The sequence below is a fragment of the Mesorhizobium sp. M1027 genome (genome assembly GCF_040318745.1).
GTDB lineage: Bacteria > Pseudomonadota > Alphaproteobacteria > Rhizobiales > Rhizobiaceae > Mesorhizobium.
In genome coordinates this window covers 1-15,562 of sequence record NZ_JAMYMW010000012.1, presented here as the reverse complement: position 1 = coordinate 15,562, position 15,562 = coordinate 1, and the positions used below count along the sequence as shown (strand labels likewise).

Genomic DNA, 15,562 nt, shown 5'->3' with positions numbered 1-15,562 from the left:
TCCTATCGGTTGGCTACCGTTCAGCCTGCCTCGCGGCAACCCGGCGCATCGAAATGACGCGGCGGCGTCGGATCTCGGTGCGCATCGCCATCAGATGCAGGGCGAAGAACAATACTGTGAAGCCGAGCGCCATCACCAGCAACGGCCACAACAAACTGGGGTCGATGGTCGGGCCGCCGAGCCGGAACACCGACGCCGGCTGATGCAGCGTGTTCCACCAGTCGACCGAGAATTTGATGATCGGGATGTTGATAAAGCCTACCAGCGTTATGATGGCCGCGGCCCAGGCGGCACGCCCGGCATCGTCTAGCGCGCGGGTCAGCGCGATAATGCCGAGATACATCAGGAACAGGATGAAAACCGAGGTCAGCCGGGCGTCCCACACCCACCAGGTGCCCCACATCGGCTTGCCCCAGATCGAACCGGTGATCAGCGCAAGGGCGGTGAACACGGCGCCGATGGGTGCCGCCGATTTCAGCGCCACGTCGGCCAGCGGATGGCGCCAGACCAGCGTGCCCAGTGCCGAGACCGCCATCAGCGTGTAGCACATCATGGCAAGCCAGGCGAAAGGCACGTGGATATACATAATGCGAACGGTGATGCCCTGCTGGAAGTCCTCAGGCGCCGTGAAGCTCATATAGAGACCGACAGCGAGGACGACGGCGGCGACGCTCGCCAGCCACGGCACGACCTTGTCGGCAAGCCCGACGAACCGCGTCGGGTTGGCAATATCCATCCAGCCGGAGGGGCGTGAGGTCGTGTCGCTCATGCGGCCTTACATAGACCGCCGGCGGAGTTGCGGCAACCACAGCGGCGGTACGTCTTCTCTTCTCCCCTTGCGTGAGAAGGTGGATCGGCGCGTAGCGTCGAGCCGGACGAGAGGTGCTGGACGGAGTGAGGCGCCAATGATCGCCGTGCGCCGAAGTCTGGATTTTGGATGAAGATTTGAGCCAAGCCGGAGCACCCCTCATCCGACCTCGCTTCGCGAGGCCACCTTCTCCCGCACAGGGAGAAGGCAAACCGCGCTGCTCAGGCGGCCTCGTTCACCGGGCGGCTGAGGCGGCGAACTTCCTCGTCGTTGAGCAGACCGCCGGCGCGCAGCAGGCTGGCGAAGCGACCGTTGCGCAGCGACAGTTCGGTGAACCCGCCCATCTCGACCACCCGGCCCTTGTCCATGAACACGACCAGATCGGCGTCGCGAACGGTGGTCAGGCGGTGGGCGATGATGAAGGTGGTGCGGCCGCGCCGCAACTCGTCGATGGCGTCCTTGACGCGGTCTTCCGTCTCGACGTCGAGCGCGCTGGTCGCCTCGTCGAGAACCAGGATGGGCGCGTCCTTCAGCACGGCGCGGGCGATCGCGATGCGCTGGCGCTCGCCACCGGACAGCTGTCCGCCGCGTTCGCCGACGACGGTGTCGTAGCCCTCGCTCTTCGACAGGATGAAATCCTGCGCGGCGGCGGCATTGGCCGCGGCATGGACCTCGTCATAGGTCGCCTCCGCACGGCCGACGCGGATGTTGTCCTCGATCGAGCGGTTGAGCAGGCCGGCATCCTGGAACACGGTAGCGATCGAATGGCGCAGCGACTTGCGGGTCACCGTGCGGGTGTCGATGCCGTCGATCAGGATACGGCCGCTGGACGGGGTAAAGACGCGCTGCAGAAGGTTGATGAGCGTTGTCTTGCCGGCGCCCGTGGGGCCGACGATAGCGACAGTCTGGCCGGCCTGGACCTCGAACGACGCGTCGTCGACGCCCTGCCCGGAGTTGCCGAACTCGAAGCAGACATTCTCGAAACGGACGTGCCCCGTGACGTTCACGAGCTCGCGCAGCCCATCGGGTTCGGCGGCGTCGGATGCAGAGTCCTCGAGATGATAGAATTCCTCGAGCTTGGCGCGCGCCTCGGAAATCTGGTTGGCGAACGCTGACATCTGGTCGAGCCGGGCAATCAGCAGCGTGGCAAAGCCGGTAAAGGCGATGACGTCGCCGATCCGCAACTGGCCGTGCGTCACCAGATAGGCGCCAATCAAGAGCACCACCATCATCGAAATCGTCGACGACAGGCGGTGCAGCGCGTTGGCCATCGCCCACCAGTCGAGCACCGGATTCTGTGCGTCGAGCAGGTTCTTGACGTAGCGCTTCAGCGCCTCGGTCTCATGGCCGATGCGGTTGTAGCTCTGCAGGACGGCGACGTTGCTGACCGAGTCCGTCACATGCGCAAACACCTTGTGGTAGTGCCGCTCTACGGCCGCCTGGCCTTCCTTGGTGCGCCGCATCACCAGCCGTCCGATGCCGACATAGAGCGCGCCAAGCGCCAGCAGCACCATCGACATGCGGATATCCATGCTGAGCGCGGTGGGCACCAGCAGAACCAGCGCAACCGCGGTCGACAGATGCTGCCGCATGAATTCGAGCCAGAGGCTGAACAGGGTCTCGACCGCGCGCAGGAGCGTGTGCAGGGAATTGGAGGTGCCACGCTGATGATGCCAAGCAAGCGGCATGGTGATCACGCGCTCGAACGACTGGCAGAGAACCTCGCTGCGCCGCTGGTGGGCAAAGCGGTCGGCGCCGCGCGCTACCAGAACGAAGGCGATGATATTGAACGCGCCGAGGCCGGCCCACATTGCCAGTGTCGCGAATACCGAGCCGCGGTCCGAAATGGCATCGATCACCCGGCCGAACATAATCGGCTCGAGAATGGCGATAATGGCAAGCGCGACATTCGCCCCGCAGATAAACGCAACGCGTTTCCTGTCGGCAGCGAGATAACCAAGGGCTCGCCAGTAGATTTGCAGAAGTGACACTTCAGCTACTCCGCCAATTATTTATGGTGCAGTGCGTCATTTTTTGACTCGTATCGGTTGACGCGTCGCAAAACAATGCTCGTCTACCTCTTCCGTTCCCATTCCGCGAACAAAAGATGACGACGCTTCGAAATTTGCCGTGATCGTCTAACAGTTTGAGATAAAAGGTGAAATGTCAGCGTTGCGGCAAAATCATGGCAACTGGAAAGCACTGCCACATTTTTAATCAGCAAGACCCCAGGCACGACGTCTAAAGTCGTGTGCAGGCATTCAGCAAGGTCAAACGCAAATATAACCGGTGGAGGCACTTGGAGCGCCCGCGCGTGCCCTGGGGAGCCCTGAGCGACGCTCCAAGTCCTTGAATCTAGGTCGGTATTCTAACGACCACCTCGGCATTGTCGCCGGCTTTTGGCTCGAAGGACGAAGATTTGGTCTTCGTGCCATTCACTTCAAGTGAGATGGCCCGGGCCTTTTTGTCGCGGACGACGCATACCTTGATCTCGGCGCCCAGCATCTTCAGGGTTGCCGAATAGCCGTCCCAATGGCTGGGAAGTCTCGGCGTGAACTGGAGGCGCTGTCCGCGGCGCTCTATGCCGAGAATGCTCTCGACCGCAGCACGATAAAGCCAGCCCGCCGACCCGGTATACCAGGTCCAGCCGCCTCGGCCGCCCTTGTCTTGCCCGGAATAAACATCGGCCGCGACGACATAAGGTTCCACGCGGTAGCGCTCTGCCGCGGCTTCATCGTGCGCATGGTTGACCGGATTTAGCATCGAAAGGCAGCGGTAGGCATCGTCGGTGCGACCCATCTCGGCGAGCGCAATAACGAACCATGTCGCGGCGTGCGTGTATTGGCCGCCGTTTTCACGGACCCCCGGCGGATAGCTCTTGATGTAGCCCGGGTCCTTTTCCGTCTTCGAGAAGGGCGGAGTGAACAGTTTGACGATCTTGAGCTCGTCGTCGACGAGCGCTTTCATCGCCTGCCCCATTGCCGTGGTCGACCGCGCCGGGTCGCCCTCGCCCGAAAGCACGCTCCAGGACTGGGCGATCGAGTCGATCTTGCACTCGTCCGACTTGCGCGAGCCGAGCGGCGTGCCGTCGTCGAAGCTGCCGCGCCGATACCACTCGCCATCCCACGCGGTGCTTTCCAGCGCCCGCTTCAGCAACTCGGCGTGCTTCGTCCAGGCTTGCACGCGCTTGGCATCGCGCTCTGCCTTGGCGACAGCGGCAAATTCGCCCAGCGTCTTCAGCAGGAACCAGCCCAGCCATACGCTCTCGCCCTTGCCGTGCTCGCCGACGCGGTTCATGCCGTCGTTCCAGTCGCCGCCGAGGATCAGCGGCAGCCCGGCCGGGCTGCTGCGCTTGACGGCAAGATCGAGCGCCCTTGCGCAGTGGTCGTAGAGCGAGGCTGTCTTTTTCGAGATTTCCGGGATGAAGAACGCATCGTGCTCGCCTTCGCTCAGCGCCTGCCCTTCGATGAAGGGCAGTTGCTCCTTCAGGATCGCGGTGTCACCGGTCACCAGCAGGTAGCGCGCGGTAGCGTGGGCCAGCCAGACCACGTCGTCAGAGATCATGGTGCGGACGCCGGCCTCGGTGCGCGGCAGCCACCAATGCTGTACGTCGCCTTCGGGGAATTGCCGCCGCGCCGCGTTGAGGATCTGATCGCGCGCCAGCTTGGGGTTATGCGCCAGCAAGGCCAAGGTGTCCTGCAACTGATCGCGGAAGCCGAAGGCACCGCTCGCCTGATAGAACGCAGAGCGGGCACGGATGCGGCAGGCCAGGCTCTGATAGGGCAGCCAGTGATTGACCATGGCGTCGAGGGCTTTGTCCGGCGTCTCGACCTGGATGGTGTCGAGAAAACCGCGCCATGTGCGCTCGTTGTCGGCCAGCCGCTGATCGAAATCCCTGGAGCGATGGGTCTGCACCAGCGCGCTGGCCTCGTCGGGCGAGGCCGCGTCGCCGAGCAGCCAGAGCAGCGTGACATCGCCACCGGCAGCAATGTCGATGTCGCGTGCGATGGCCGCGCAGGGATCGTCGCCGGCCTCTACGCGGCCCGACAGGTCGGCGCCGCTCAGCACCGCATGCGGAAACTCGCTCGTGCCTTGCCTGCCGATGAATTCGCCGCGGTCGGCGGTGACGGAATGCACCGCACCGTCGGCGGCCAGAAAGGCGATTCGCTCGCCGAAATCGAGTCCATAGGGATTTTGCGCCAGCAATGCGCCGGTTGCGGCATCCCTCGACGGAACGATGCTTGCAGCGGTGCGCGAGCGATGGCCGCCAAGAACCCATTCCGCATAGGCGTAGACGCGCAGCCGCATCGGCACCGAACCCGAATTCTGGATGCGCAGCCGCGATATCTTCACCGGATCAACGGGATCGACGACATGGGTCAGGTCCATCGTCAGCGGCCCGCGTTGTGAGCGGAACGTCGAAAAACCCTGCCCGTGCCAGGTTTCGTAGGTCATTGTCGGGTCACGCACCACGGCAGCCATTGGCGAGAACGCCCTGCCACTGGCATGATCGTAGATATAGATGCCCTCGCCCGGCCGGTTGGTGACCGGATCGTTCGACCATGGCGTCAACTGATAGTCGCGGCTGTTGCGGCTCCAGGTGAAGGCAGCGCCTTCAGCCGAAATGTGGAACCCGAACGATGGGTTGGAGATCACGTTGATCCACGGCTGCGGCGTCGTGCGCCGGCCGGCAAGACGCACGACGTAGTGGCGTCCGTCGCCGTCGAAGCCGCCGAAACCGTTCCATTGGTCGAGCCCGCTGCCGTCGACGCGGCCCTCGATCAGTGCCTGGGCGGCAGATGCTTGCGACGTCGGCACCGGCAAGGACGGCTCGCGAAGCGCTGCAAGGTCTGCCGGCTGGAGGGCGGCGTCCCGCGCCTGCAGTGCCGCAGCCTCGGCGCGCTCGATCTGGTCGAAGATGGTGCCGTTGCGCGTATGCAGCACCACCCGAGCGACGGCGAGCAAGGTCCTGTAGGTCGTTTCCTCCATCAGATCGCGTCGCACCGCGAAGATGTGCTGGCGGGGTCCGAGTTCCTTGCCGCGCAACCGGCTGTTTTCGCACAGCGTCTCCACCGCGCGCTGCAGGTCCTGCACGTAGGATGACGCCTGCTCGTTGACGACGACAAAATCGATCATCATGCCGCGGGCGCGCATGTATTCCTGGAAGCGAAGCGCCTGGGCGACGATCTCCAGATCGGCGACATCGGCGATCCTGACCAGGAAAATCGGAAAATCGCCGGATATGCTGGTCGGCCACAGGCTGGACTGCCTGCCGAGCCCGGAGACGATGGATTCGCCGGGAAGGCGCAGGAACGGGTCGGGATAGATCAGATAGCGCGCCAGCTTCTGCACATTGGCGGCGTCCGACAGACTGAGGCCAAGGTGCCGGGTCTGCACCTGCGAGCGCGTCCAGGCGAGCATCGCCTGGCGGGCGAAGCTTTCGGGATGGTCGAGCCGGGCGATGGCGGCATCCAATTCGGCGCGATGGGTACCGACGACGGTCCAGAAGGTCAGCGAAATCTTCTTGTTGGCCGGCACGCGCACCTGCCGGCGAAGCGAGGCGATCGGATCCAGGGTGAAGCCGGAATGGCCGCCAAGCTTGGCGCCGGGATCAAAGGCAGCCGCCTCGGTGATAGTGCGGCCACGGCCGATGAAGGCGCGCCTGTCGGTTTCCGCCTCGGCGTCGCGCGCCGATCCAGACGGGTCGGTGACGAAGTGCACCATGGTGACGTCGGGTTCATCCTTTTCGCGCTTGCGCCTGGTGGCGAAGATCGCGCCGTTGTTCGGCGCGATCTCGGTTTCCACGAACATCTTCGAAAAAGCCGGATGGGCATTATCGGAGGGCTCGGAGCCCAGCACCAGTTCGGCAAACGAGGTTACTTCGATATGCCGGTCGGCGGGGCCATCATTGTGGAGCGTCACCCGTCGGCCCTCACCATTGCCTTCCGAGATGACGATGCACTCGACTTCCGAACGCAGCGATCCAACCGATTTGACGAAGCTCGCCTTGTCGTCAGAAAACAGCGTCTGCGCCCGCTCGCCGGCGGCGCGCTTCGGCTCGGCGGTGGCCGACCACCAGTCGCCGTTGCTGGCGTCGCGCAGGAAAATATAGGAACCAAGGCGGTCCTCGGTCGGATCCGGCTGCCAGCGCGTGACGGCAAGGTCGCCCCAGCGGCTGTAGCCGGAGCCGGTGGCGGTGACCATGACCGAGTAGCGGCCATTGGACATGACACTGGTCGAGCGCAGCGCCCTGAGCGGATCGAGCACGATGCGGGTGTCCGGGCTTTCCAGCTCGGTCTCGTCCTTCGAGCGCTCGTCGGCCTCGGTTCTGACGGTCGCAGTCGGGATGTCGCGCGGCGCCCTTTCCTGCAGCAGCAATTCGGCCGACTCGATCACCGGATCGCTGTGGAAGCGATCGCGCAGGCGCCCTTCGAAGATCGCATCGGCAACTGCGGCAATCGACATGCCGGAGTGGTGGGCCATGTAGTTGAGCACGACGGCGTGGTCGGTGCCCTCGGGGACGCGTTGCGGCGTGAAATCCACCGCGTCGTAAAAGCCGTGCCGGCCCAGCGCGCCCAGCCGCCTCAGCCTGGCCAGGTTCTGCACGGATTCATGCGGCGTGAACTGCGCTGCCAGCACGGTCGCGTAAGGCGCGATTACCGTATTTTGGCCAAGGCCGCGCTTCAGGCCGAGCCCGGGCACGCCGAAATTGGTGTACTGATAGGTCAGTTCACGGTCGCGGGCGTTGTAGGCCGCTTCCGAAATCCCCCAGGGAACGTTCTTCGAACGGCCATACTGGATCTGGCGCTTGATGATGAGCTTGCTGGTCTGGTTGAGAATGCTGCCTTGCGGTTCCTTCATCACCAGGGGCGGCATCAGATATTCGAACATCGAGCCGGACCAGGACATCAGTGCGCCCTGGAAGCCGATCTCGACGATCGGCCGGCCGAGCCGGAACCAGTGCTCGGTCGGCAAATCGCCCTTGGCGATGGCGAACAGGCTGGTCAGCCGCGCCTCGGAGGCCAAAAGATCGTAGCAGCTTTCGTCGAGCTGATGCTCCTCGACCCGGTAACCGATCGACAGGAGCTTGCGTTCGGGCCGCATCAGGAACGAGAAATCCATCTCGAAGGCGAAACGGCGCGTGCGCTCGCGCAACGTCAGAAGCTTGGCCCGCAATGCCGCGACGGCGTTTTCGTCGCTGTGCGCGTCGTGCACATGCGCCTCGCAGGTGGCTTCGAGCCTGGCCGCCCAATCGGCGATGGTGTCGCTCTGGGTCGACGCGGCCTCGGTGTGGATGGCTGTCGCGAGCTTGCGTATCTCGCCGGCCAGGACGGCCAGGTTGATGGTACGGATCGACGCCATCTCCGGCTGCGCCTTGATCAATTCGACCGCCCGCCGCATGCCATCGAGACGGTCGGCGAGCCGCTGGCGCAAGGGCCGCAATTGACGCCGGTCGTCGGGCAGTTCCTCAAGGCTTTCGTCGAGGATGGTGACAGTATCGAGGATGCCTTCGAAGTCGCCCTGCACATGCACCGACGGCGCTTCGGCCCATTCGGCGCAGGCTGCGGCCACAGCCACCAGATGGCCGGCGAGATTGCCGCTGTCGACTGCAGAAATGTAAAGCGGATAGAGCGGCTTCAACGTCGTGGTGTCGTACCAGTTGAAGAGATGACCGCGATCGCGCGGCATGCTCTCGATGGTCGACATGGTCGCGTCGATGCGGTTGACGGCGTCGGAGAGGCTGATCCAGCCGAAATCGCGTGCCGAAATCACCGACAGCAGGTAGACGCCGATATTGGTCGGCGAGGTGCGGGGCGCCACCACGGGGGCCGGGCTTTCCTGGAAATTATCCGGCGGCAGATGGTGATGCTCGGACGTCACGAAGGTCTCGAAATAGTGCCATGTACGCCGCGCCACGGTGCGCAGCGCGTGGATGTCGGCGGCCGATATGCGCAGGCGGTCCTCGGTTTCGGCCGAACGGCTGATCCAGCAGGCGATGGCGGGCGAGCCGATCCAGAACAAGGCAAAGAAGAAGGCGACGAAGGCGCCGGTGGAATCGGCCAGCACCGGGACGGCGAGGCCGACGACGCCGATGATCACGGCGCCGTACATGATGCTGTAGTAGGAGCCGAGATCGTTGTCGCTGCCCTTGTGTGCCTGCGAGGCGGTGCGCCATTCGAGCAGGTTCTGGCGGCTGACGAACAGGCGGTAGAGCGTGCGGATGATTGCGTCGCCCATCATCCAGGCTAGGTGTGCCATCAGGACAATCTTCAGCGCCACCAGGGCGGTACCGAAGGCAACATCGCGTGCCAGCGCCGAGAAATGGCCGCGTGGCGTCTGATCGCCGCTCTTCGGCAGGATGGCGTTGACGATATCGAAAGTGGGCGCCATGAACAGCGTGAGGATCAGCAGCGCCTGCCATTGCGCCGCCTGCGTGAAGGGCAGCAGCGTCCAGCCGGCGATCGCGGCCATCACCCAGAAGATCGGCGTCACCGAGCGGCGCAGATTGTCCACCATCTTCCAGCGCGACAGCGCCGGCACATTTGAGCGCGGGCCGAGGATGAAGCCCAGAAGCTGCCAGTCGCCGCGTGCCCAGCGATGGTGGCGCGACGCATCGACCGAATAGCGGGTCGGATAGTCCTCGACCAGTTCGACGTCGGTGACCAAGGCCGAGCGCGCCAGGGCGCCTTCGAGCAGATCATGGCTGAGGATGGTGTTTTCCTCGATGCGGCCCTTCAGCGCCGCCTCGAAGGCGTCGACATGGTAGAGACCTTTGCCGGTGAAGGAACCGTCGCCGAAGATGTCCTGGTAGAGGTCCGACACCGCAAAGACGTATGGATCGAGCCCGCGATTGGCGGAAAAGACACGCTGAAAGAACGATGCCTCGTCGCCGCTGGTCAGCGACGCGGTGATGCGCGGCTGCAGGATGGAATAACCTGCAGTAACCTCGCGCCGTGCGACATCGAAATGCGGACGGTTGAGCGGGTGGCAAAGCTTGCCGGCCAGCGCAGCGACGGCGTCGCGGGTGGTGCGGGTGTCGGCGTCGAGCGTCATCACGTGGACGACGCTCTCCGGCAATGGCACTTCCAACGGCAGGAAGGTGGTGTCGCTGTCGCCGCGCAGCAGAAGGTTCAATTCGTGCAGCTTGCCGCGCTTGCGCTCCCAGCCCATCCAGACGCCTTGCGATGCGTTGTAGAGCCGGCGCCGATGCAGCAGATAAAAGCGCGGCGCGCCTTCCGAGGGATAGCGGGCGTTCAGCCTGGCGATTTCGGCGCGGGCGAATTCGAGGATTTCGACATCCGCCGTATCGATCTCGGTCTTCGAGTCCGGCCAGTCGGAAAGCAGCGCGAAATAGACCTCACCCGCCGTATTGGCGAGGTGATGCACCTCGATGTTGCGGATGTTCTCCTCGACATCGTCGCGCGAGCCGATCAGCGACGGCACCACCACCAGCGTGCGCGCCTCGGGCGGCACACCGTGCCTGAAATCATAGCCGACGAGACGCGTCGGTTTCAAAAACAGCGAGACGACGGTGTTGAAGAATGCGAGCGCGCCTTCGCTGGCCGGCACCGCGAACAGGGCCAGCATCAGGACGATCGACGGCACCGACAGGCCGAGATTGGCAAGCGCATTGCCGGAAACGACCAGAAGCAGGACCGTCAGCGCAAACACCGGCACGACGATGCCCAGCCATCCGGTCTTGCGGAACGTCCGGTTCAGCGTCTTGCCGATGGTCGGCCGGTAGCCGATCGACCGCTCGAGCTCCTGCCGGCGCGGGCCGACCAGAAAGAAGCCGACGTCGGTGTGAGCGATCGGACCGCTTTCGGAGCCCGGTGCATCGGCAGCATGGCCGGCGAGCTCGATCGCCCTTTCGGCAACGCGAAATTCGGAGAGGTCGGAACGGCGCGCCAGCTCCTCGATCGCAGTCCGGTATTGGTCGCGCGAAAAGAAATCGAGGGCGGCGAAATCGGTGCGTTCGCGCAGCAAGGTGTCGATGCGGCTGACGCCCTCGAACCACACCGTCCAGTCGACGTCGTTGATCAGGCGCAGGCCGCGGATGATGTTGCCGGTGGTCACGTTGCCGCTGGACAGCGTGTGGTGCTCGCTGAGGATGATCTCCTCGGCGTCGGAGCCGGTCCTTTCCAGCTCGCCCTCCAGCCATTCCAGCGCCCTGCCGGCATTTTGCGAGCCGTCACGCAGCCGGTAGAGCAATTGGGTGGCGAAGGTGGTGTCCTGCGCATGGGCGCTGTAGTGGGAAAGTATCGCCTGCCGGTCGGCGCTGTCGTCCGTCGCCAGCACACGGTCGGCGACCTCGTTGGCGATCTGGCGCAGTTCCCGCGTGCGATTGACGCGGACCGCGATGCGGCGAAGGTTCTCGATCAGGACGAAGCGCAGCAGCGACGGCAGCGCCCATAATTCGCCGATCTTCAGCGGCTCGACGGACTGGAAGCCTTCGACGATCGCCTTGAACATGGCCGACGAGACGGAACTGTCGGAATGCGCGACATAGGTCCACGCGACCGCCAGTGCGCGCGGCACGCTGGATCCATCCGACAGTTTCAGCGTCGGCAACTGGCGATAGAAGCGGCGCGGCAGGTCGCGCTTGACCTGAAAAATGGTCTCCTCGACCAGATAATTGTTGTCGAGCAGCCACTGCGCCGCGGGCGTGATCGTTTCGCCCCTCGCCTGGGCAGCGTTGGTGGAACGGTAGACATCGAGAATCTTCCTGGCGCTGTCACGGATGCGCGCCTGAAAATCGAAAGGCGTCAGACCGAACAAATCCTTGGCATCGCCATTGGCAAGGGCTGCGCCCAACGCTCGGAGCCGATCTTCCGGCAGGAAATGGGAGCGTATCGGCTCGTCGGTGACAGCCGGGAAGCTGGCGCTCGTCTTTTCGATCTGTGCGAGATTGGTCTGGATATTCATCTAAGGTTCCGTGTTGGGGACGCAGTGCGGCGTCACCGCCACGGCAATGTCCCTAAAACCGGTCCAAATGCAATTGGTTGCATCGCAACACTTGGCCGAAAGTTTGTTTCCGCACCACGACAAGATGCCGTCTCTCGACAACTTCCAGGCGAGCACTATGAGCATCGTTTCGGCTTCTGATCGGCGGAAGATTCAGGCTTTTTCGTGATGCAGCCACCAGCTTACGCGATATTTGGCCGGCGTCACGATCATGTTTGGAAACAGACGTTAATCGTTGCCGGCAGTGCGGTCGATGCGGATCACGAACAGCATCGCCGGCCGGACCGCATCCAGGCGCAGTTCCGGCGCTTGCGCCCCGAGCAACAGCGCGTCGAGCGGCCCAAGTTGCATGGGCGCCGCGCCCGCCACGCTGAGTTCGCCGTCGACGCACAGAATAAATGTTTCATCGGCTTCGGCCTGGATCTCCGTCGGAGCCGAAATCAGCAGGCGCTCGACCGTGTGGGTCGCCCGGGCGCGGCGGGTCATGACGTTGAGGTCGATGATCGGGCCGGCGATCAGCGTGGCTTGCGTCGGCACGTCGCCCGGAAAGGCAAGCGGGCCGGAAGCCTTGGTGATTTCGACCGGCGGCCGGCCGGCTATATCGAGGACCATGCCCTCGCCTTCCAGCAACGCCAAGGTCCGGTCGACGCCGGCAAATCCGGAAAATGGGCCGCTGCTCTCGACGCGCGCCATCGAGACGCGCCAGTCGAAATCGTCGAGCCCGGCACCTGGCGGCGAGACGGCAATCTCCGTCGTCATCCCGCCGCCGTTCTTCCACGGCATCGAGCGGTATTCGGCTGCCCGAAGGATGTGCAAGGCGCGGCTCAGCCCAAAATGCCGGGCAGGTTGAGCTGGTTCTCCCGGGCGCACTCTATCGCGATCTCATAGCCGGCATCGGCGTGGCGCATGACGCCGGTCGCCGGATCGTTCCACAGAACCCGCTCCAGGCGCTTGGCCGCCTCGGGCGTGCCGTCGGCGACGATGACCATGCCGGCATGCTGCGAAAAGCCCATGCCGACGCCGCCGCCATGGTGCAGCGACACCCAGGTGGCGCCGGACGCGGTGTTGAGCAAGGCATTGAGCAACGGCCAGTCGGAAACGGCATCGGAGCCGTCCTTCATCGCCTCCGTCTCGCGGTTCGGCGAGGCGACCGAGCCGGAATCGAGGTGATCGCGGCCGATGACCACCGGCGCTTTCAGTTCGCCCCTGGCGACCATCTTGTTGAAGGCGAGGCCGAGCCGGTGGCGATCGCCAAGCCCAACCCAGCAGATGCGCGCCGGCAGGCCCTGGAAGGCGATGCGCTCACGCGCCATGTCGAGCCAGTTGTGCAGATGGGTGTTGCCGGGGGTCAGCTCGCGCACCTTGGCGTCGGTCTTGTAGATATCCTCGGGATCGCCGGAAAGCGCTGCCCAGCGGAACGGGCCGATGCCGCGGCAAAACAGCGGACGGATGTAAGCCGGCACGAAACCCGGGAAGGCAAAAGCATTCTCGAACCCCTCCTCCTTCGCCACCTGGCGGATGTTGTTGCCGTAGTCGAGCGTCGGCACGCCGGCGTTCCAGAACGCCACCATCGCCTCGACATGCTCGCGCATCGACGCGCGGGCAGCTTTTTCGACGGCCTTCGGGTCGGAGGTGCGTTTCTCGCGCCACTCGGCCAGCGACCAGACCTTGGGCAGATAGCCGTTGAGCGGGTCATGCGCCGAGGTCTGGTCGGTGACGATGTCGGGGCGCACGCCGCGCCGCACCAGTTCCGGCAGGATGTCGGCGGCGTTGCCGACCAGGCCAACCGATTTCGCCTCACCGGCTTTGGTCCAGCGCTCGATCTTTTCCAGAGCCTCGTCGAGCGTGTCGGCGCGCTCATCGACATAGCGGGTGCGCAGCCGGAAATCGATGCGATCGGGATCGCATTCGACGGCCAGGCAGCAGGCGCCGGCCATCACCGCGGCGAGCGGCTGGGCACCGCCCATGCCGCCGAGGCCGCCGGTCAGGATCCATTTGCCCCTGAGATTGCCGCCATAATGCTGGCGGCCGGCCTCGACGAAGGTCTCGTAGGTGCCCTGCACGATGCCTTGCGTGCCGATGTAGATCCACGAGCCGGCCGTCATCTGGCCGTACATCATCAGGCCCTTTCTATCGAGCTCGTTGAATTTCTCCCATGTCGCCCAGTGCGGCACGAGATTCGAGTTGGCGATCAGCACACGCGGGGCGTCAGGATGAGTGCGGAACACGCCGACCGGCTTGCCCGATTGCACCAACAACGTCTCGTCGTCGCCAAGCGTCTTCAGCGAGGCAACGATGCGGTCGAAATCGTTCCAGGTGCGCGCCGCCCGGCCGATGCCGCCATAGACGACCAGTTCGTTGGGGTTTTCGGCGACGTCTGGGTCGAGATTGTTCATCAGCATGCGCAACGGCGCTTCCGTCAGCCAGGTGCGGGCGTTGAGCTCGCTGCCGCGCGGGCTGCGCACTTCACGGATGTTGTGGCGAGGATCGGTCATGATTGTCCCTTTCGAGTGAGGTGCACCGCGCGTCAGCGTTCGGCCCAGGCGATCGCGGTTTCCAGGATCTTCTTCAGCGTGACGCGGGTCGGCGCCGCGAATTCGGCCTCGTAAGGCACCGGCCAGTTAGCCGGTTCGCCCTTGCCTTCGGGCTCGCGCATATAGCCGCGGTTGGAGAGTTCCATCTGCAGCGCGTGGACGCCGGCTTGCGGCTGGCCGAAATGGCGCGTGATCCAGCCGCCCTTGAAGCGGCCGTTGACGACGTAGCTCTTGCCGGTTTCGGCGAGGATCTGGCCAACTGTCGCTTGCAGCGTCGGATCGGCGCTCTTGCCGTCATTGGTGCCGAGATTGAAGACCGGCAATTTGCCTTCGAAAAGGCGCGGCAGCACCGAGCGGATCGAATGGCAGTCATAGACGACGATTTTTCCGTGCAAAGCGCGCAGCCTGTCGATCTCGGCCTGCAGAGCCGCATGATAGGGTACGAAGAACTTCTCGCGGCGTTCGTCGATCTCAGACGGTTCCGGCTCTCCGCCCTTGAGGTAGAGCTGATCGCCGTCAAAGGTCTCTGTCGGGCAGAGCCCGGTCGTCGTCTGGCCGGGATAGAGCGAAACGCCGGACGGATCGCGGTTGACGTCGATAACGGTGCGCGAAATCGCCGTATGCACGACCGTCGCGCCGAGGCTCTCGGCGAAGTCATAAAGCTTGTCGATCCACCAGTCGGCGTCACGGCGGCCGAGCCAGGGCGAGACCAGCCGGCTGTCGAGGCCGGCGAGATCGATGCCGGTATGCGGGATCGAAACCAGCAGGGGTGCTGTGCCTTGGGTGACGGTGAGCCAGGAGGGTGAGGTCATCGGAAGTCTCCGCGCGAAGGAGCGCGACTTTGCAATCGTCCTTGAACACCGACTTCGGTTTTTATCGCTCGCAACGCATTTTGTTCTTGCTTTGTGCCGGCAGCTATGCTAGTAAATTCGGTATGGTGCTGATTCGGCCCGACGACCCGCCTTTGAGGCGGGTTTTTTGTTTCTGGATTTGAAAGTTTCGGTGTTGCCGGGCTGAGGTTGGCGGGACAGCGCCCCCCTCTGTCCTGCCGGACATCTCCCCCTCTAGTGGGGAGATTGGCAGCTTCGGCGCCTCGCTCAGTCCTGCAACGCTGGAGATTGGCGAAAGCCGAGACGACAGCCAATCTCCCCCCTGGAGGGGGAGATGTCCGGCAGGACAGAGGGGGGCGCGACAGAACGCGGCCTGTGATGGTGAACCGTCTCACGACGTCACCCCCGGCAGCTTTACCGCGCTT

Annotated in this window: 6 protein-coding genes; all 6 read right to left on the bottom strand. The window is 64.0% G+C overall.

Annotated elements, in window-relative coordinates; all coding sequences use genetic code 11:
- Window positions 1-13: 13 nt before the first annotated feature.
- The 6 genes from NKH50_RS21980 to hutG all read right to left on the bottom strand — a co-directional run bounded on the left by NKH50_RS21980 (window position 14) and on the right by hutG (window position 15,119).
- Window positions 14-769, bottom strand: coding sequence for a heme ABC transporter permease (locus tag NKH50_RS21980; protein WP_352703203.1), 756 nt, complete (start codon window positions 767-769; stop codon window positions 14-16).
- 260 nt (window positions 770-1,029) lie between these two features.
- The gene (locus NKH50_RS21975; RefSeq protein ID WP_254817502.1) at window positions 1,030-2,799 is read right to left on the bottom strand and encodes a glucan ABC transporter ATP-binding protein/ permease; all 1,770 of its coding nucleotides are present in this window, start codon (window positions 2,797-2,799) and stop codon (window positions 1,030-1,032) included.
- A 364-nt stretch (window positions 2,800-3,163) separates the two neighbouring features.
- The gene (locus NKH50_RS21970) at window positions 3,164-11,734 is read right to left on the bottom strand and encodes a glycoside hydrolase family 94 protein (RefSeq protein WP_352880968.1); all 8,571 of its coding nucleotides are present in this window, start codon (window positions 11,732-11,734) and stop codon (window positions 3,164-3,166) included.
- Between the two features lie 267 nt (window positions 11,735-12,001).
- Window positions 12,002-12,589, bottom strand: a complete 588-nt coding sequence (locus tag NKH50_RS21965) for a HutD/Ves family protein (protein WP_352703207.1) — start codon at window positions 12,587-12,589, stop codon at window positions 12,002-12,004.
- A gap of 8 nt (window positions 12,590-12,597) precedes the next feature.
- On the bottom strand, window positions 12,598-14,268 hold the full coding sequence (gene hutU / locus NKH50_RS21960; RefSeq protein WP_352880966.1) for a urocanate hydratase: 1,671 nt from the start codon (window positions 14,266-14,268) through the stop codon (window positions 12,598-12,600).
- A gap of 32 nt (window positions 14,269-14,300) precedes the next feature.
- Window positions 14,301-15,119 (bottom strand): N-formylglutamate deformylase, encoded by an 819-nt coding sequence (gene hutG, locus NKH50_RS21955; protein WP_352703211.1) that lies wholly within the window; start codon window positions 15,117-15,119, stop codon window positions 14,301-14,303.
- Window positions 15,120-15,562 lie beyond the last annotated feature (443 nt).

What these genes read in the sequence shown, in the direction of transcription:
- NKH50_RS21980 (WP_352703203.1), bottom strand. Translation starts at nt 769, where the DNA reads ATGAGCGACACGACCTCACGCCCCTCCGGCTGGATGGATATTGCCAAC.
- NKH50_RS21970 (WP_352880968.1), bottom strand. Translation starts at nt 11,734, where the DNA reads ATGAATATCCAGACCAATCTCGCACAGATCGAAAAGACGAGCGCCAGC.
- hutU (WP_352880966.1), bottom strand. Translation starts at nt 14,268, where the DNA reads ATGACCGATCCTCGCCACAACATCCGTGAAGTGCGCAGCCCGCGCGGC.
- hutG (WP_352703211.1), bottom strand. Translation starts at nt 15,119, where the DNA reads ATGACCTCACCCTCCTGGCTCACCGTCACCCAAGGCACAGCACCCCTG.